Below are 14763 nucleotides of genomic sequence, written 5' to 3'. Positions count from 1 at the left end.
GCGAAAGGTCCCTCGCTTTGCTAACGCCAGGATCGAGCAAATCGGCCTAGGTTGGATTGGCAGCTTCGACCAGCGCATCTTTCTTCGAGCGCCGCCAACCCTTGATCTGCTTTTCCCGCACGATCGCGTCTTCGATCTGCTGATACTCCTCGGCATAAACCAGGGTATGCACGCGATACTGCCGCGTGAAGGCGCCGCCTATTCCGGCGCGATGCTCAGCGACGCGCTTCCCCAGGTCATTCGTCACGCCGACATAAATCACGTTCCGCTTCACGTTCGTGAGAATGTAGACGTAGTACGTGAACATCGGCCGCCAAAGGTCCCTCGCTGCGCTCGGGATGACAACCCTTTCGTAATAAATGGTGTGCGTCAACGACCGAGGATTGTCATCCCGAGCGCAGCGAGGGACCTTTATCTTATGCCGCCACCAGCGCCACGGCTTTTGCGAGCGGCACGGGTGCGTCGTTGAGGAGGAGGTTGATGGCTTCTTCCTCCCAGCCGGACTCTCCGAGAGACAGTGGGTCCTGCGGCGCCAAACGGTGTTCGATGACCAGGCGCGAGAGCAGCAGGCGGCGGGCGTCGCCGCCCTCGGCGCCGAGGGTGGCGCCTTCCCAGGCCAGCAAGGCCGCGCTCGTCGCGTGGTAGAGCGCGCCGGCGGCGAGGCGGGAGCGCTTTTCGTGCTTGGGATCCTGCGCCACAGCTTCGACGAAGCGCTCGACCCGGTCGAGCGTGGCGCCGAGCAGGCCCTTGTACTGGCCGGGCAGGGCGCCGCTGGGTTCGTACTTCGCCTTGAGCGCGGCGGAGAGCGTCTTGTGGCCGCCCGACTTGCCGACGGCGCGCTGCACCACGTCCAGCGCGTTGATGTTGGAAGTGCCCTCCCACAGCGTGCCGACCTGCGCGTCGCGCACCAGCCGTGGCGTCACCCACTCCTCGATGTAGCCCAGCCCGCCCTTGACCTCGAGCGCGGCGCTGGCGACCGGGATGTTGTCGCGGCAGGCGCGGAACTTGTAGACCGGCGTCAGGATGCGGAGCAGGTTCGCGGCGTCCTTGTCGCCCTTATCGGCGCGGCCCATCGCGTCGGCGGAGAAGGCGAACATCGACAGCGCCTGCTCGGTCGGCAGCATGATCTTCATGAGCTGGCGGCGCAGCAGCGGGTATTCCGCGATCGAGCGACCGAAGGCGCGGCGACCGCGGGCGGCGGCCAGCGCCTCGTTGAGGCAGCGGCGCATCATCGAGGCAGCGCGCACGCCGTGGCTCAGCCGCGACAGGTTCACCTGCTCCATCATCTGCTTGAAGCCGCGGTTCACATCGCCCACGAGATAGGCCGTGGCGCCGTCGAGGATGATCTCGCCCGAAGCCATCGAGCGCGTGCCGAGCTTGTCCTTGAGACGCACGATCCGGTAGCTGTTGCGGCGACCGTCCTCGAGGCGGCGCGGCAAGGCGAACAGGCCGAGGCCCGACGTACCGGGCGCGGCGCCGCGCGGGCGCGCCAGCATCACCGCGACATCGGCATCGGCATGGCTGCAGAACCACTTCTGGCCATAGAGCTTCCAGCGCTCGACGCCGTCGGGGCCGACACCCACCCGCTCGGCCTCGGTCTCCAGCGCACCGACGTCGGAGCCGCCGGCCTTCTCGGTCATGAACTGCGTGCCCTTCAGCATCGTTGCCGGATCCTGGCTGAGCAGCCGGTCGAGCAGCAGCTTCTTCAGCTCGGGCGAGCCGTAGCGCTTGATGATGAAGTTCGACGTGTCGGAGACCGAGACCGGGCACATCAGGCCGAACTCGCCCTGCACGAAGAGATAGGTGATGGCGTACTTCACCAGCGGATGGGCGGGCTCCGCGAGACCGAGCACGCCGGCGCGATGGCTCATCGCGTGCATGCCGAATTCCTCGAAGGCGATCTTCTCCATCTCGCGATAGGCAGGGTGATAATCGATCCAGTCCTCGTCGCGGCCGAAGCGGTCGCGCGGCTGCAGCACCGGCGGATGCTTGTCGGCGACCATCGCCAGCTCGTCGAGTCGTCCGCCGGCCAGCTCGCCCAGGCGCTCGAAATGCGGCGTCATCTGCCGCAGCAGGCCGGGCTCCATGTAGAGCCGCATCAGATCCTGGAACTGCCGGTCGATCGAATGGAAATTCTGGCCGTGCGCGTCGGTGGCGATGTGATGGGCGCCGTGCGGCCCTTCGTTCAATCCGTGAGTCATGTCGGGCATGGTTTCCTCCGTCTGGTCTTTTCTTGTTATCGCCAGCCCTGCGTCAGCACGCGCGTCACATAGGGCGGCACGGTCTCGGTGGCGGGGCCATAGATGTGTTCGTGGAACAGGCTCTTGTTGTCGGTCGGTTCGAGATTGAGCTCGACCGTGCGGGCGCGCGGCGCGTGGCGCCGCACATGCAGGACGAAGCCGGCGGCGGGATAGACCTCGCCCGACGTGCCGATCGCGAGGAAGAGGCCGCAGCGCTCCAGTACTTCGTAGATTTCCTCGAGGTGTATCGGCATCTCGCCGAACCACACGATGTTGGGCCGCAGCTCGCCCACGGAATTGCAGTGAGGGCAGATCGAAGCAGGCGTCAGGTCATGGTCGGAGGAGAACACCGTCTTGCAAGCCATGCAGCGGATCTCCCCGTCGCGGCCGTGCATGTGGATCACCCGCTTCGAGCCGGCCTGTTCGTGCAGCAGGTCGATATTCTGCGTGATGATCGTCACCTCGCCGTCATACTCGCGCTCGAGCCGTGCCAGCGCCCGGTGCGCCTCGTTCGGGCCGATGCCGGCTGCACGGAACATGCTGCGGGTCTCGTTGTAGAAGTCGAGCACCTTCTTCTTGTCGCGGTGCCAGGCTTCGAGGGTCGCGACCTCTTCGAGGTTCACCCTGTTCCACAGCCCGTCGGCGTCACGGAACGTGTCGATGCCGCTTTCCTTGGAGATGCCGGCGCCGGTCAGCACGGCGATGCCGGGCGGGAAGAAATCCTGATGCATGCCGCCAATCTAGCGCCGTGCTAGGGTCCGCGGCCATGACCATTGGAGTTCTGTTCGTCTGCACCGCGAACCTCTGCCGTTCGCCGATGGCCGAAGGCGTGTTCAGGTCCCAGGCGGCGAAGGCGGGTCTCGCCGACGCCCTCGACATCGACTCGGCCGGGACAGGCGCCAGTCATATCGGCCAACCACCGACCCCGCTCGCCGTCGAGGCGGCGGCCGCGCGCGGCTACGACATTTCCGGCATCCGGGCCCGCCAGGTGACGGGCGAGGACATCAGGCGCTTCGACTACGTGCTGGCGATGACGCGCAACCATCTCGTCGAGTTGCGCTGGCTGGCGACGCGCGAACTGGTCGACCGGCCGCAGCTCCTGATGAGCTATGCCCCGCCGATCGGCGTCCTCGACATTGCCGACCCGTTCGGCGGCACTGCCGAGGACTATGAGCGTGCCCTTGGCATGATCGAGGCCGCCAGCCGCGGCCTCGTCGCCCGGCTGGCGCCCGAGGTCAGAAAGGCCATTTGAGGCCCAGCTCGCCGAACCGGTTCAGCACGTTGAAGGTGAGCCGCGACACGTCGTTGTCGAACTTGTTGTGGGGCAGGCTGCCGCAGTAGGTGATCGAGCCCACCGAGAACACCGCGCCGCCTTTCGGCTTCTCGATATAGGTCATGTCCGCCCGGATGAGCTGCTCCAGCGTCTGGCCGGGAATCGTCGTCGTGAAGCCCAGCCGTTCCTCGTGCACCACGACGAAGTTCCGGCGGTCGTGGCCTTCCGACGAGGCCAAAACCACGGCGTTGAGCGGGCTGCCCAGCCGGTGGTCGAGCCGGTCGAGCTCGAAGCCCGCCGCGCCGCCGCCCGAGAAGCCGTAACCGCCGAACAATTCGTCCTTCACGCCCTCGAACACCCAGGCATGGGTATTGTCGCGCGCCGCCGGCGATTGCCGGTAGCAATCGCCCACGAAGGTGCCCTGGCTCGAAAAGCCGATGCCGCAGAGCAGGTTCGGCGGCCGGTCCGAGCGCCGCCACAGGCCGCCATAGGCGCCGTCGAACGCGTGATAGTATTCGCCGGGTTCGGCCGCCCAGGTGCGGATGCCGCCCTCGGTGCGCCGCACCTCGATGGCGCCCGGCACCTTGGGCGAGAGCGCCACGCGCCAGTAGAAGCCGTTGCCGCCGAGATACATCAGCCGGCCGCCGCTCTCGGTATAGGCCTGCAGCGCGTCGAGCGTGCCCTCGGTGTGATACTCCGGGTGCGAACCGGTCAGCACGACCTTGTAGGAGGCGAGCAGTTCCACGCCCTTCTCGTCCAGGTCATGGTCGGTCACCACATCGAAGGCCACGCCCATGCGATCGAGCCAGCCGGTGAGATGCGTGTCGGCCGGCAGGTGGCGCAGGCCCGAGCCGGCCTCGTCGTTGAAACTGAGGAAGTTGGGCCGCCAGGTCAGCAGCGGACGCAACCTCGAGGAATAGGCCACGCCCGAGCCGTCGCGGTGATGGTTGTAGGTCGACAGGCCGTAATCGCCATGATCGTCGGGATTGTGCGGATAGGCCTTCCAGTCCGCGACCCGCTTGCGGAAAGCGTCGTCGAACATGCCGCGCGAGAAGTTGGAATAGACCTGATAGGTGAAGGTCGAGGCGAGGTAGCAGACCTTGGCCTGCGGCTTGCCGACCTGCGGCCGCACGAAGAACGGGATGATGTCACGGTGGGTCCCGCAGGTGAGCTGCATGCCGTAGATGCCGCTCTTCATTTCCCGGGGGATGGTGAAGCTGAAATCGTCGAGCCAGCCGCAATCGTGCAGGTCGTCGTCGTGGAAATGGATGGCGGCGTAGTGGTGCGGTGCGCGGCGCCAGTCGCGCTCGGCGCCGGTCCAGGCCGAGCCCTTCATCGCGCGGGTCGGCAGGTTGATCAGTTTTCCGTCGAGCTTGTTGGGACCGGTATCCTCGATTTCCATCGAGTCCATGCGGCGCGTGAAATCCCAGGCGGCGAATCCCTGGATGCGCGGCGCTTCGATCTTGCCGTTGAAGCAGCGCTGCGCCGGCCGCTCCGTCGCTGGCTCCGCGCCGAGCATCACAGGCGCCGCCGCCTCCAAAGCGAGAAACGCGGCGGTGCCGCGCGCTTCGCCCTCGTCGTCGGTGCCGAAGGCGCGCGCGAGCGGCTGCTGGCCGACCCGCAGGATGCCGGTCTCGGGATCGGCGCTGGCCCAGACGCGATACCAGATGCGGGCCCGCAGTTTCTTGCCCACGCAGACGCGCTCCGTGCCGCTCTCCAGCGCCATGCCCTCTTGTGTCAGCACCAGCGCGAAGCCCGCGCCGGTCGCAGCGTCGCGGCGCGAGATCACGGTCTGCGGCCCGTCTTCGGGCAGGGTCGGCCAGATCAGCGCCTCGACCTGGAGCGCGCCGGGCAACTTGATATTCTTTGCCTCCTCGACCAGTCCGTAGGAGCCGGGCCAGGCGTGCTGGACACGCGACGCGAAGCGACCATCGAACAGTTCCGACAGATCCTCGAACTTCGGCGGCGGCCCGCCGGGGTTGGGATCGCCGCGCACGATGCGCACCAGCATGGCGTGATAGGGGGTCGGTCCCGCACTGGAGACCTTGAAGCTGATCTTTTCTCCGCTCCGTACCGAGATGCGATCCGTGTACCCAATCAATGCTGCGGTCACATTTAACTCCCAATTGGCGGTCGATATAGTCGCCTGAAATCAGGGAGCTTCGCCATGACCAATAAGACAATCGCCAAGACAATCCGACGCCGCACTCTCATCGCGGGCGCCGCAGCCGTTCCGCTCGCCGCCCCGATGCTGGCCCGCCACGGCTGGGCGCAGTCGACCTACCCCAACAAGCAGGTCCGCGTGGTCGTGCCCTTCGCACCGGGCGGGACGACCGACCTGCTGGGCCGCATCGCCTCGGCCCACCTCCAGGAAGTGTGGGGCCAGACCTTCGTGGTCGACAACAAGAGCGGCGCCGGCGGCAATGTCGGGGCCGAGATCGTCGCCAAGTCGCCGGCCGATGGCTACACGCTGCTGCTGGGCACAGTCGGCACCGCCGTCACCAACCAGTTCCTCTACAAGAACATGCCCTATGACAGCGTGAAGAGCTTCGCGCCGGTCGCGCTGTTCGGCGAGGTCGCCAACGTGCTCGCCGTCCATCCCGACATGCCGGTGAAGACGGCCAAGGATTATGTCGAGTATTGCAAGAAGCAGGGCCCCAACAAGGTGAGCTTCGGCTCGCCGGCGGTCGGCGGCACCGGTCACCTGGCGATGGAGTATTTCCAGTCGCTCGCCGGCTTCAAGGTCGAGCACGTCGTCTATCGCGGCAGCTCGCTGGTCCTGAAGGACCTGCTGGCCGGCCACATCCCGAGCACGATGGACAATCTCCCGCCCTACCTGCCGCACATCCAGACGGGCGCGTTGCGCGCGCTGGGCGTCAGCTCGGCCAAGCGCTGGTTCTCACTGCCCGACACGCCAACCATCGCCGAGCAGGGCTTCGCGGGCTTCGACGCGGCGCCGTGGTGGTACGTCTCGGCACCGGCCGGCACGCCGCCCGAGATCGTGAAGAAGCTCTCGGACGAGCTGGTGAAGGCCTCCAAGCAGCCCGACGTCATCAAGAAGATCCGCGACGCCGGCGCGGCCGAGCTGGGCGGCTCCTCCGAGGATCTCGCCAAGCACATGCAGAGCGAATATGTGAAGTGGAAGAAGGTTGTCGAGGCCGCCAAGCTGGAGCCGCAATGAGCCGTCCTGAGCTGAAGGGAAAGATCCAGACCGTTCTCGGGCCGATCGAGCCCGAGAAGCTCGGGCGCACGCTGATGCACGAACACGTGCTCTGCGACATCCGCCCGCCCGGCACGCGCTCCGACAACGATCTCGGCCCCGAGATCACCCTGGAGAATGTCTGGCAGATCAACTACGGCCGGGGCCTCAAGCGCGCCGGCCGCAAATACATGCTCGACCTCGAGGACATCGCCACCCGCGAGGTGGCGATGATGAAGCACGAGGGCGGCGATGCCATCGTCGAACTGTCCTGCGGCGGCCTCTCGCCCGATCCGAACGGTCTGCGCCGCATCGCGGCCGGCACCGGCGTCCATCTGGTGATGGGCTGCGGCTACTACGTGAACGACTACCAGGATCCGAAGAACCACGGCCGCACGGTCGAGGATTTCGCTGCCGAGATGATCGGCCAGATCCACGACGGCGCCTGGGGCACCGATGTCTGCGCCGGCATGATCGGCGAAATCGGCTGCCAGGCGCCGTGGACCGACACCGAGAAGCGCGTGATGCAGGGAGCGTTCATTGCCGCGACCGAGACCGGCGCGTCGATCAACGTCCATCCCGGCCGCGATCCCGACCAGCCGCAGGAGATCGCCGACTTCGCGAAGGAAGCGGGCTTCCCGACCGAGCGCATCGTCATCAGCCACATCGACCGCACCATCTTCGACGAGCCGCGCCTGCAGAGGCTCGCCGACTCCGGCGTGACGGTGGAGTTCGACCTGTTCGGCCAGGAATCGAGCTACTACGGCCTTTCCGACATCGACATGCCCAACGACGCGACGCGGCTCAAGCTGATCCGCGCGCTGATCGAGGCCGGTCACCTGGAGCGCGTCGTGATCAGCCACGACATCTGCTACCGCACCCGCCTCGCGAGCTTCGGCGGCCACGGCTACGGCCACATCTTCCGCAACGTCGTGCCGATGATGCAGAAGCGCGGCTACAGCGAGGCCGAGATCGACGCCATCCTCGTGGGCAATCCGCGGCGGCTGCTGACGTTCGTGTAGCGGACGGCGCCATTGTCATCCTGAACGCAGCGAAGGATCTCCCGCTAGCCAAGGAGCCCCCTGGTCGTTCCGTGAGGTCCTTCGCTGCGCTCAGGACGACCGAAGGCCAGAGCTAGAACGTCAGCGGATAGTCCGCTTCCGCCGTGTAGATCGGAGCGCCGCGGCCGAGGCGGCTCGAATAGAGCGTGAAATGTTCGGCCACCCACGGCTCCAGACGGAACGTGCCGTGGCTCGCCATGAACTGCGCGATGTGATGGCCGGTCTCGCCGCCTGCCGGGAAACGCGCCAGGGTGACGTGCGGGCGGTACTTGCGGCGGTCGATTTCGATGCCGCAGTTGCGCGCGACCGTCGTCACCTTCTGCTGCAGCCAATCGAGCCGTTCGCTGCGTTCGACCACGGCGACCAGCGCACGCGGCTGCTTGCCGTTGCTGAACTGGTCGACGCCGGCAATGGACACCGGAAAGCGAGGCCCTTCGATATCGGCCAGCTCTTCCTCGAAGTCACGCAGCGTGCCGCCCTGCACCTCACCCGCGTAGCAGAGGGTGACATGCAGGTTCTCGGCCGGCACCCAGTGCGCGTCGGGCACGCCCGACTGCAGCGCCGACAGTTCCTCGGTGATCTCGTCAGGGACGGGCAGGGCGACGAACAGACGCGGCATCGTCGAGATTCTTCGTAACGAAAGGGAGGATGCGCTCGACGATGATGTCGACGCCCTTGGCGTTGGGATGGATGCCGTCGGGCTGGTTGAAGGCGGGGTCCTGGGCCACGCCGTCGAGGAAGAAGGGATAGAGCGGCACGCCGTGCTTGTCGGCGAGCCTCTTGTAGAGGCCGTCGAACTGCTTAACGTATTCGGGCCCGTAGTTGCGGGGCGCCATCATGCCGACCAGCCAGACGGTGGCACCGGCCTGTTTCAGTTTTTCGACGATGGCATCGAGATTGCGTTCGGTGGCTGCCGGATCGAGGGCGCGCAGCATGTCGTTGCCGCCCAGCTCGACCATCACGATGTCGGGCTTGTCGGCCAGCATCCAGTCGATGCGTTCGAGTCCGCCCATCGTGGTGTCGCCCGAGACGCCGTGATTTATGACGGTGACGTTGCGGCCCTTGTCCTTCAGCGCCGCTTGAAGGCGGTTGGGAAAGGCCTGGGCCGGGGCGAGGCCGTAGCCCGCGGCCAGGCTGTCGCCCAGGATCGCGAGCTTCACCGGCTCGGCCCCGGTTTGCCCGGTTTGTGCATGGACCGTTGCGGGCGCTGTCAGGGCCGCAAGGCACAGGATCAGCGCCACGAATGCCGCGATCCGTGAATTGACCGTCGCCGTAAAACCACCATATCGACTTTGCAGTTTCATTCCTTGCCTGTCCCAGGAGCCCGCTTGGCCGAGCCGCTTCCCATCGCACAATTTCCGATCGTTCGCCTGACCGACGTGCATCTCGACATGGCGAGCGATGCCGGCACGGTCAATATCCTGCGCGGCGTTACTCTCGACATCGCGGCTGGCGAGATTGCGGCGGTGGTGGGGCCTTCGGGTGCCGGCAAGTCGAGCCTGATGATGGTGGCGGGCGGGCTGGAGCGCGCGACGTCGGGCCGGGTCGAGGTCGCCGGCAAAGATCTCGGGCCCATGGGCGACGACGACCGGGCGCGGCTCCGGCGCGACCATATCGGCATCGTGTTCCAGGGATTCCACCTTATTCCCACCATGACGGCGCACGAGAACGTGGCGCTGCCGCTCGAGTTCGCCGGCCGTTCCGATGCGTTCGAGCTCGCCGAGGCGGCGCTGAAGCGGGTCGGGCTCGGCCATCGCATCGGCCACTATCCCGCGCAGCTGTCGGGCGGCGAGCAGCAGCGCGTGGCCGTCGCCCGCGCCTTCGTCGGGCGGCCCAAGCTGATGCTGGCCGACGAGCCGACGGGCAATCTGGACGGCGCGACCGGCAAGCAGGTGATGGATCTGCTGTTCGAGGTCGCGCGTACCGACAACACGACCCTGATCCTGATCACGCACGACATGGGCCTGGCCGAGCGGTGCGACCGGGTGCTGCGTATCGCCGACGGCCTGCTGGTCGCGGACGATCGCCTGCGCGCGCTCGCCGCGCAGTGACGGCATTTTCATGAGCCTCGCCTTCCGCCTCGCCCGCCGCGAGATGCGCAGCGGCCTCGGCGGTTTCCGCCTGTTCATCGCCTGCCTGGCGCTGGGCGTCGGCGCCATCGCGGCGATCCTGTCGTTCAGCCGCGCCGTCGAGGAAGGGTTGCGGGCCGATGCCCGCGAGATCCTGGGCGGCGACGTCGCCATTTCGCTGCTCTATCGCGAGGCGACGCCGGAGCAGATCGCCTTCATGCGCGAGCAGGGCGAGTTCGTGCGCTGGCTCGACAGCCGTGCCATGGCGCGGCCGACCAAGCCTGACGGGCGGCCGACATTGGTGCAGCTCAAGGCCGTCGAACCGGCCTATCCGCTCTATGGCAAGATAGAGATGGCCGATGGCGGGACGCTCGCCAACGCGCTGGGCAAGCGCGACGGCATCTGGGGCGCGGCGGTCGAGGAATCCGCGCTGCGCCGCATGAACATGGCGCCCGGCGACATGCTGAGGGTCGGCGACACGGCGGTCGAGGTGCGCGGCATCATCGCGCGCGAGCCCGACCGCGGCCTCAATGCCTTTGCCAGCCTGGGCCCACGGCTGATGATTCCGCTCGACGCGGCGCTCGACGCGGGCATTGTCCAGCCGGGCAGCCTGCTCACCTGGGAATACCGCCTGCGCCTGCCGCCTGGACGCTCGGATCGAGCGGTCATCACGGCGCTGAAGACCCGCTTTCCCGATGCCGGCTGGCGGGTGAGGGGCCTCGACGATGCCGGCGGCGGCATCCGCTTCTGGCTCGACCGGCTGACCCAGTTCATCGGCCTGATCGGACTCGCCTCGCTCCTCGTGGGTGGTGTGGGCGTGGGCAATGCCGTCTCGAGCTTCCTCGCGGCGCGACTGCGCACCATCGCCACCCTGAAGTGCCTGGGCGCGCCGGAGCGGCTGGTCTTCACGACCTATTTCATCCAACTCGCCGCGCTGGCGGCATTGGGCGTCGGCATCGGCCTGGTGATCGGCGCAGCCCTGCCGTTCGTGGCGCAGTCTGCGATCGCCGATGTGCTGCCGGTCCGGGCGCGGGTTGCGCTCTATGCCGGACCGCTGGCGACGGCCGCGGGATTCGGCCTGCTGGTCTCGCTGCTGTTCGCGCTGGTGCCGCTGATGCGCGCCCGCAGCGTCTCGGCGGCGACCCTGATGCGCGGCGCCGTGGTTCAGCAGGGCGGCCGGCTGGCCTGGCGCGACGCACTGGTGCTAGGCGCCGCGGCGGTGGCGCTGGCGGCCTTCACCATCTTCACCGCCGACAGCCGCCGCATCGCGGCCTATTTCGTGCTGGGCTCGGTCGGTGCCTTCATCGCCTTTCCCCTCCTGGCGCGGCTGCTGATGCTGGGCGCCGCCCGGATCGGCAAGCCCAGGTTCGCCGCGCTCCGGCTGGCGCTTGCCAACCTGCACCGGCCGGGCGCGCCGACGCCGATCGTGATGCTGTCGCTCGGCCTCGGCCTCACCGTGCTGGTGGCGACCGCCCTGATCGAGGGCAATCTGCGCCAGCAGCTGACGCAGCGCATTCCGGGCGATGCGCCGGCCTTCTTCTTCGTCGACATCCAGTCGAGCCAGATGCCGGCTTTCGAGAAGGCGATCGCCGCCATCCCCGGCGCCGGGCCGCTCGACAAGGTGCCGTCCTTGCGCGGCCGCATCGTCAAGATCGGCGGCAAGCCGGTCAGCGAGGTCGCGGTTCCGTCCGACGCGCGCTGGGCGGTCGAGGGCGACCGCGGTGTGACATATTCGGCGACGCCGCCCGAGGGCTCCCGCATCGTCGCCGGCGAGTGGTGGCCGGCCGACTATCGCGGGCCTCAGCTCATCTCGTTCGACGAGAACCTCGCCAACCAGTTCGGCCTGGGGCTGGGCGACAGCATCACCGTGAACATCCTGGGCCGCGACATCGAAGCGAAGATCGCCTCGCTGCGACGAATCGAATGGACCACGCTCGCCATCAACTTCGTGTTCGTCTACTCGCCGGGCACGCTCGACAAGGCGCCGCACACTTTCCTCGCCACGGTGAAATCCACGCCGGAGGCCGAGGACGCCATCTTCAAGGCCGTCACCGACCAGTTCCCCAACGTCACCGTGGTGCGCATCCGCGACGCCATCGAAACGGCGGCTGGCGTGCTGGGTAATATCGGGCTGGCCAGCCGGGTGATTGGCTTCCTCAGCATCCTGGCCGGGGTGCTGGTGCTGGCGGGGGCCATGCTCGCCACCCAGCGCCGCCGCGTCCACGAGGCGGTCGTCATGAAGGTGCTGGGCGCCACCCGCGCCCGCATAGCCGGGACCTTCGCCTGGGAATTCGCCTTCCTCGGTCTCGCCACCGCGATGGCGTCGGTCGGGGTGGGGACCTTGGCCGCCTATCTGGTGGTGCGGCGACTCATGAACCTGGAATGGACGTTCCTGCCGATGGTCGCCGTGGCGGTCGCCGTCGGGGCCATGGCGCTCACCCTGGCCTTCGGCCTGGCGGGAACTCTCGCGGCCCTGAGGCAGAGGCCTCTTGCCTTGCTGCGCAATGAGTGAGACCGGGACTTCCCGGTCTCACTCCTGGGCGCGGTGTTTTCGCGGCTAGTTCTCGTAGATGCCGACCACGCGGTTCTGCTCGATGATGTTGTCTTTGTAGCGATCGAGGAACTGTTCGCGGCTGGGCGTGCCTTCCACCTTCGTGTCGAGCGCATAGACCCAGAAGTAATAGTGGTGCGGTCCGTGGCCATCTGGCGGCTGCGGCCCATAGTAGCCCGGCTGACCGGCGCCGTTCGGACCGACGCGGAACTTGCTCTGTGCACCGTCGAGGTCGGTCGTGCCCGGCGGCACGCCGTACAGCGTCCAATGCGTGAAGCCCTGCGCGAGCGGCGCATCGGGATCGTGACAGACGATCGCGAGTTCGACCGCTTCCTTCGGTGCGCCGCTGATCCTCAGGCGGGGAATGACATTGCCCTTGTTTCCGGCATGCTCATCCTTCATCCGCCCGAGGGGGGCGAAGTCGAGGCTTTCGATCTTCAGGTCCTTGATGTTCAAAGGCATTCAATACTCCTGGCGCAATATTCAGAGTTCGACCGGCTACTTCGCGAGGTCGTCGATGGTCTTGCCGCCGACACGGGCATGGATACGTCCTCCGGACGCGACGCCGACGCAGATCAACAGCTCGTCCGGGCGCGGGCCGTCGGGGACCGCGATCGAGATCGCGTCATAGTGGGAGCGGATGTAGAGCTCGTCCTTGTGCGCCAGGGGAATGTCGATGGAAGTTCCGGCGGCACCGACCTTGGACGCCGACGAGATCCAGGCGAGTCCGCCGCCAACTGCGGCGCGCAGGGCATCGCCGAAGACGGTGGTCACACAAGCCACGACATGTTCCTGCTCGCCGGCCGTTCCGGCAATGCCACCCTTGCCGTAGCTGTGGACGGGACGACCGCCCAGCAAGGCGCTCGCGCGCGCGCCCAGCGCCTTGCCGATCGCGGCGCTTGGCGCGATCAGTCGCGACAGGTCCTCGGCGTAGCTGCCGGCAAACGGGTTGCGTATGACCACGGCGACCGCCGCCTTGACCAACGCGTCCCGCGATTTGCCGCCATCGTGTTCGACTTCCTGTACGAAGCTGTGCCAGGAGCGCACTTCGTAGGCGGCACGCAACTCGTTATCGACGTTCATTATCCTGCAATCTCCAAGGGGCGACACGGCGCGGCCGAAGGCACGGCACCGTCGTCTGGCGCGTCATGCGCACAATGAGGGAATCAGTCGGTTTGGAAGGTCGCCTGTCTCACCAGGAGAAGACGCGGCGGGTCGGATCGTAGCGGGCCGCTTCGAGCGCCGCGGGGGTGAACTGGTTGCCCTTCGACAGGGACCGGTTCGCCGCGTAGTCACCCGACAGGGCCTGGCAGCGATCGGTGATCGGCCGAATACGCTTCTCCCAGGAGACCAGGGCCTCCTGAACATCGGGAACTTCCTCGAGTTCCATGGCGAGGCTGTAGGCGTTCACCATCGCGCATCCGGCACCCTGTGCCAGCGCCGGACACATCGCGTGTGCCGCATCGCCCACCAGCGCGACCTTGCCGCGGGTCCATTCCGACAGCTTTCTCGTCTCGTAGCGATCGTACCGGGCGGTCTTGAGCTTGGCGGCCTCGGCGAGGACCGGCTCCAGGAACGGAAACATCTCGACCCAGGTGTCGAAGTGAACCGGCACCCGCGAACCCTCCGGGTCGGCGGCCGGCGCCATCAGGCCGAGATACAGTTCGTTCTCGTTGCACGGCGAATAGAGGATGCGCAGGACACGCGGCCAGAAATTCCACATGTCGATGGTATTGTCCCACTCGCCGTGGCCGAGCTCCCTCTTCATGCGCGGCACGAGGATCCGGATCAGCCCGTCGGTCGAAACCCAGCGATCCTGCTCGAAGCCGATCGAATCGCGAACCTTCGAGCCGACGCCGTCGGCGCCCACCACGAGATCCGCTTCCAGCACTTCCCCGGACGCCAGCGTGATCTTGCCCGACGGATCGGCCGCGACGACTTCGGAGTTCGTGCGAATCTCGACGCCAGCCTCGCGTGCCCGCTTGGCCAGACCATTGTGCAGGTGCTGGCGGGTCATGATGCGCCACGGCAACCCATTGAAGGTCTCGCGCGAGACGGTCAGGTTGTGGCGGCGGGTCTCATAGGTGGGAGGGGTGTGGGACCCCGTCAGCACGTCTTCGAGCGCGCCGACACCTTCCAGCACGCGCAATCCGTTCTGCCACAGATAGATGCCCGCGCCGAAGGCACGCAGCTCAGGCCCGCGCTCGTGCAGACGCACGCTCCAGCCGCGTTGCGCGAGAGCGGTCGCCGCCGTGAGGCCCGCGAAGCCCGCCCCGGCGATTTCCGCATGCAGAGCCTTGCTGCCATGTTTGTTGATATTCGCCATTTGAACCACCGTACGTTTTGAAACATGAGTGCGGCGCCCGAGGA

14 protein-coding genes are annotated in these 14763 nt (G+C 67.0%); 5 read left to right on the top strand and 9 right to left on the bottom strand.

What is annotated here, in order from left to right; translation table 11 throughout:
• Positions 1-46: 46 nt before the first annotated feature.
• The 3 genes from ACO07I_RS11720 to ACO07I_RS11710 form a co-directional block, all read right to left on the bottom strand.
• Complete coding sequence (locus ACO07I_RS11720) at positions 47-307, bottom strand: GIY-YIG nuclease family protein (protein WP_422017462.1); 261 nt, start codon at positions 305-307, stop codon at positions 47-49.
• A 109-nt stretch (positions 308-416) separates the two neighbouring features.
• Complete coding sequence (locus ACO07I_RS11715; RefSeq protein WP_422017460.1) at positions 417-2210, bottom strand: acyl-CoA dehydrogenase family protein; 1794 nt, start codon at positions 2208-2210, stop codon at positions 417-419.
• A 26-nt stretch (positions 2211-2236) separates the two neighbouring features.
• The gene (locus ACO07I_RS11710; protein ID WP_422017458.1) at positions 2237-2971 is read right to left on the bottom strand and encodes an NAD-dependent deacylase; all 735 of its coding nucleotides are present in this window, start codon (positions 2969-2971) and stop codon (positions 2237-2239) included.
• A 35-nt stretch (positions 2972-3006) separates the two neighbouring features.
• On the opposite strand from ACO07I_RS11710, the gene ACO07I_RS11705 reads away from it, so the two are divergent.
• Complete coding sequence (locus ACO07I_RS11705; protein ID WP_422017456.1) at positions 3007-3492, top strand: low molecular weight protein-tyrosine-phosphatase; 486 nt, start codon at positions 3007-3009, stop codon at positions 3490-3492.
• Here the strand turns inward: ACO07I_RS11705 and ACO07I_RS11700 are convergent.
• Positions 3476-5626 (bottom strand): N,N-dimethylformamidase beta subunit family domain-containing protein, encoded by a 2151-nt coding sequence (locus ACO07I_RS11700; protein ID WP_422017454.1) that lies wholly within the window; start codon positions 5624-5626, stop codon positions 3476-3478. The genes ACO07I_RS11705 and ACO07I_RS11700 overlap by 17 nt on opposite strands.
• Positions 5627-5680: 54 nt before the next feature.
• Between ACO07I_RS11700 and ACO07I_RS11695 the strand changes: the two genes are divergently transcribed.
• Together ACO07I_RS11695 and ACO07I_RS11690 are read left to right on the top strand one after the other, a co-directional pair.
• Positions 5681-6694 (top strand): Bug family tripartite tricarboxylate transporter substrate binding protein, encoded by a 1014-nt coding sequence (locus ACO07I_RS11695; RefSeq protein WP_422017452.1) that lies wholly within the window; start codon positions 5681-5683, stop codon positions 6692-6694.
• A complete protein-coding gene (locus ACO07I_RS11690; RefSeq protein ID WP_422017450.1) occupies positions 6691-7734 on the top strand; it encodes a phosphotriesterase family protein in 1044 nt (347 codons plus the stop codon). The genes ACO07I_RS11695 and ACO07I_RS11690 overlap by 4 nt, the downstream gene beginning before the upstream one ends.
• A 112-nt stretch (positions 7735-7846) precedes the next feature.
• On the opposite strand, the gene thpR is transcribed toward ACO07I_RS11690, so the two are convergent.
• A complete protein-coding gene (thpR, locus tag ACO07I_RS11685; RefSeq protein WP_422017448.1) occupies positions 7847-8392 on the bottom strand; it encodes an RNA 2',3'-cyclic phosphodiesterase in 546 nt (181 codons plus the stop codon).
• Complete coding sequence (locus ACO07I_RS11680) at positions 8358-9077, bottom strand: arylesterase (RefSeq protein WP_422017446.1); 720 nt, start codon at positions 9075-9077, stop codon at positions 8358-8360. The genes thpR and ACO07I_RS11680 overlap by 35 nt, the downstream gene beginning before the upstream one ends.
• Positions 9078-9164: 87 nt before the next feature.
• On the opposite strand from ACO07I_RS11680, the gene ACO07I_RS11675 reads away from it, so the two are divergent.
• Positions 9165-9824: an ABC transporter ATP-binding protein gene (locus tag ACO07I_RS11675; protein ID WP_422018225.1), complete on the top strand. Its 660-nt coding sequence runs from the start codon at positions 9165-9167 to the stop codon at positions 9822-9824.
• A gap of 10 nt (positions 9825-9834) precedes the next feature.
• Entirely contained in the window at positions 9835-12354 is a 2520-nt protein-coding gene (locus tag ACO07I_RS11670) for an ABC transporter permease (protein WP_422017444.1), read from the top strand.
• Between the two features lie 45 nt (positions 12355-12399).
• Here the strand turns inward: ACO07I_RS11670 and ACO07I_RS11665 are convergent, their stop codons facing one another.
• The 3 genes from ACO07I_RS11665 to ACO07I_RS11655 all read right to left on the bottom strand — a co-directional run bounded on the left by ACO07I_RS11665 (position 12400) and on the right by ACO07I_RS11655 (position 14719).
• Complete coding sequence (locus ACO07I_RS11665) at positions 12400-12855, bottom strand: YbhB/YbcL family Raf kinase inhibitor-like protein (protein WP_422017442.1); 456 nt, start codon at positions 12853-12855, stop codon at positions 12400-12402.
• A 36-nt stretch (positions 12856-12891) separates the two neighbouring features.
• A complete protein-coding gene (locus tag ACO07I_RS11660; protein ID WP_422017440.1) occupies positions 12892-13476 on the bottom strand; it encodes an amino acid synthesis family protein in 585 nt (194 codons plus the stop codon).
• Between the two features lie 109 nt (positions 13477-13585).
• Positions 13586-14719: an FAD-dependent oxidoreductase gene (locus ACO07I_RS11655; RefSeq protein WP_422017438.1), complete on the bottom strand. Its 1134-nt coding sequence runs from the start codon at positions 14717-14719 to the stop codon at positions 13586-13588.
• Between the last annotated feature and the right edge of the window lie 44 nt (positions 14720-14763).

Origin of the sequence: Reyranella sp., assembly GCF_965227665.1 — a bacterium.
Classification (GTDB): Bacteria; Pseudomonadota; Alphaproteobacteria; order Reyranellales; family Reyranellaceae; genus Reyranella.
The sequence above is the reverse complement of the archived record's forward strand: the minus strand, read 5'-3'. Positions and strand labels throughout refer to the sequence as shown.

Excerpts from the sequence above, each read along its gene's own strand:
- ACO07I_RS11680 (WP_422017446.1), bottom strand. The coding sequence starts at position 9,077 with ATGAAACTGCAAAGTCGATATGGTGGTTTTACGGCGACGGTCAATTCA.
- ACO07I_RS11710 (WP_422017458.1), bottom strand. The coding sequence starts at position 2,971 with ATGCATCAGGATTTCTTCCCGCCCGGCATCGCCGTGCTGACCGGCGCC.
- ACO07I_RS11675 (WP_422018225.1), top strand. The coding sequence starts at position 9,165 with ATGGCGAGCGATGCCGGCACGGTCAATATCCTGCGCGGCGTTACTCTC.
- ACO07I_RS11705 (WP_422017456.1), top strand. The coding sequence starts at position 3,007 with ATGACCATTGGAGTTCTGTTCGTCTGCACCGCGAACCTCTGCCGTTCG.
- ACO07I_RS11665 (WP_422017442.1), bottom strand. The coding sequence starts at position 12,855 with ATGCCTTTGAACATCAAGGACCTGAAGATCGAAAGCCTCGACTTCGCC.
- ACO07I_RS11670 (WP_422017444.1), top strand. The coding sequence starts at position 9,835 with ATGAGCCTCGCCTTCCGCCTCGCCCGCCGCGAGATGCGCAGCGGCCTC.
- ACO07I_RS11690 (WP_422017450.1), top strand. The coding sequence starts at position 6,691 with ATGAGCCGTCCTGAGCTGAAGGGAAAGATCCAGACCGTTCTCGGGCCG.
- ACO07I_RS11720 (WP_422017462.1), bottom strand. The coding sequence starts at position 307 with ATGTTCACGTACTACGTCTACATTCTCACGAACGTGAAGCGGAACGTG.
- ACO07I_RS11695 (WP_422017452.1), top strand. The coding sequence starts at position 5,681 with ATGACCAATAAGACAATCGCCAAGACAATCCGACGCCGCACTCTCATC.
- thpR (WP_422017448.1), bottom strand. The coding sequence starts at position 8,392 with ATGCCGCGTCTGTTCGTCGCCCTGCCCGTCCCTGACGAGATCACCGAG.
- ACO07I_RS11715 (WP_422017460.1), bottom strand. The coding sequence starts at position 2,210 with ATGCCCGACATGACTCACGGATTGAACGAAGGGCCGCACGGCGCCCAT.
- ACO07I_RS11655 (WP_422017438.1), bottom strand. The coding sequence starts at position 14,719 with ATGGCGAATATCAACAAACATGGCAGCAAGGCTCTGCATGCGGAAATC.
- ACO07I_RS11660 (WP_422017440.1), bottom strand. The coding sequence starts at position 13,476 with ATGAACGTCGATAACGAGTTGCGTGCCGCCTACGAAGTGCGCTCCTGG.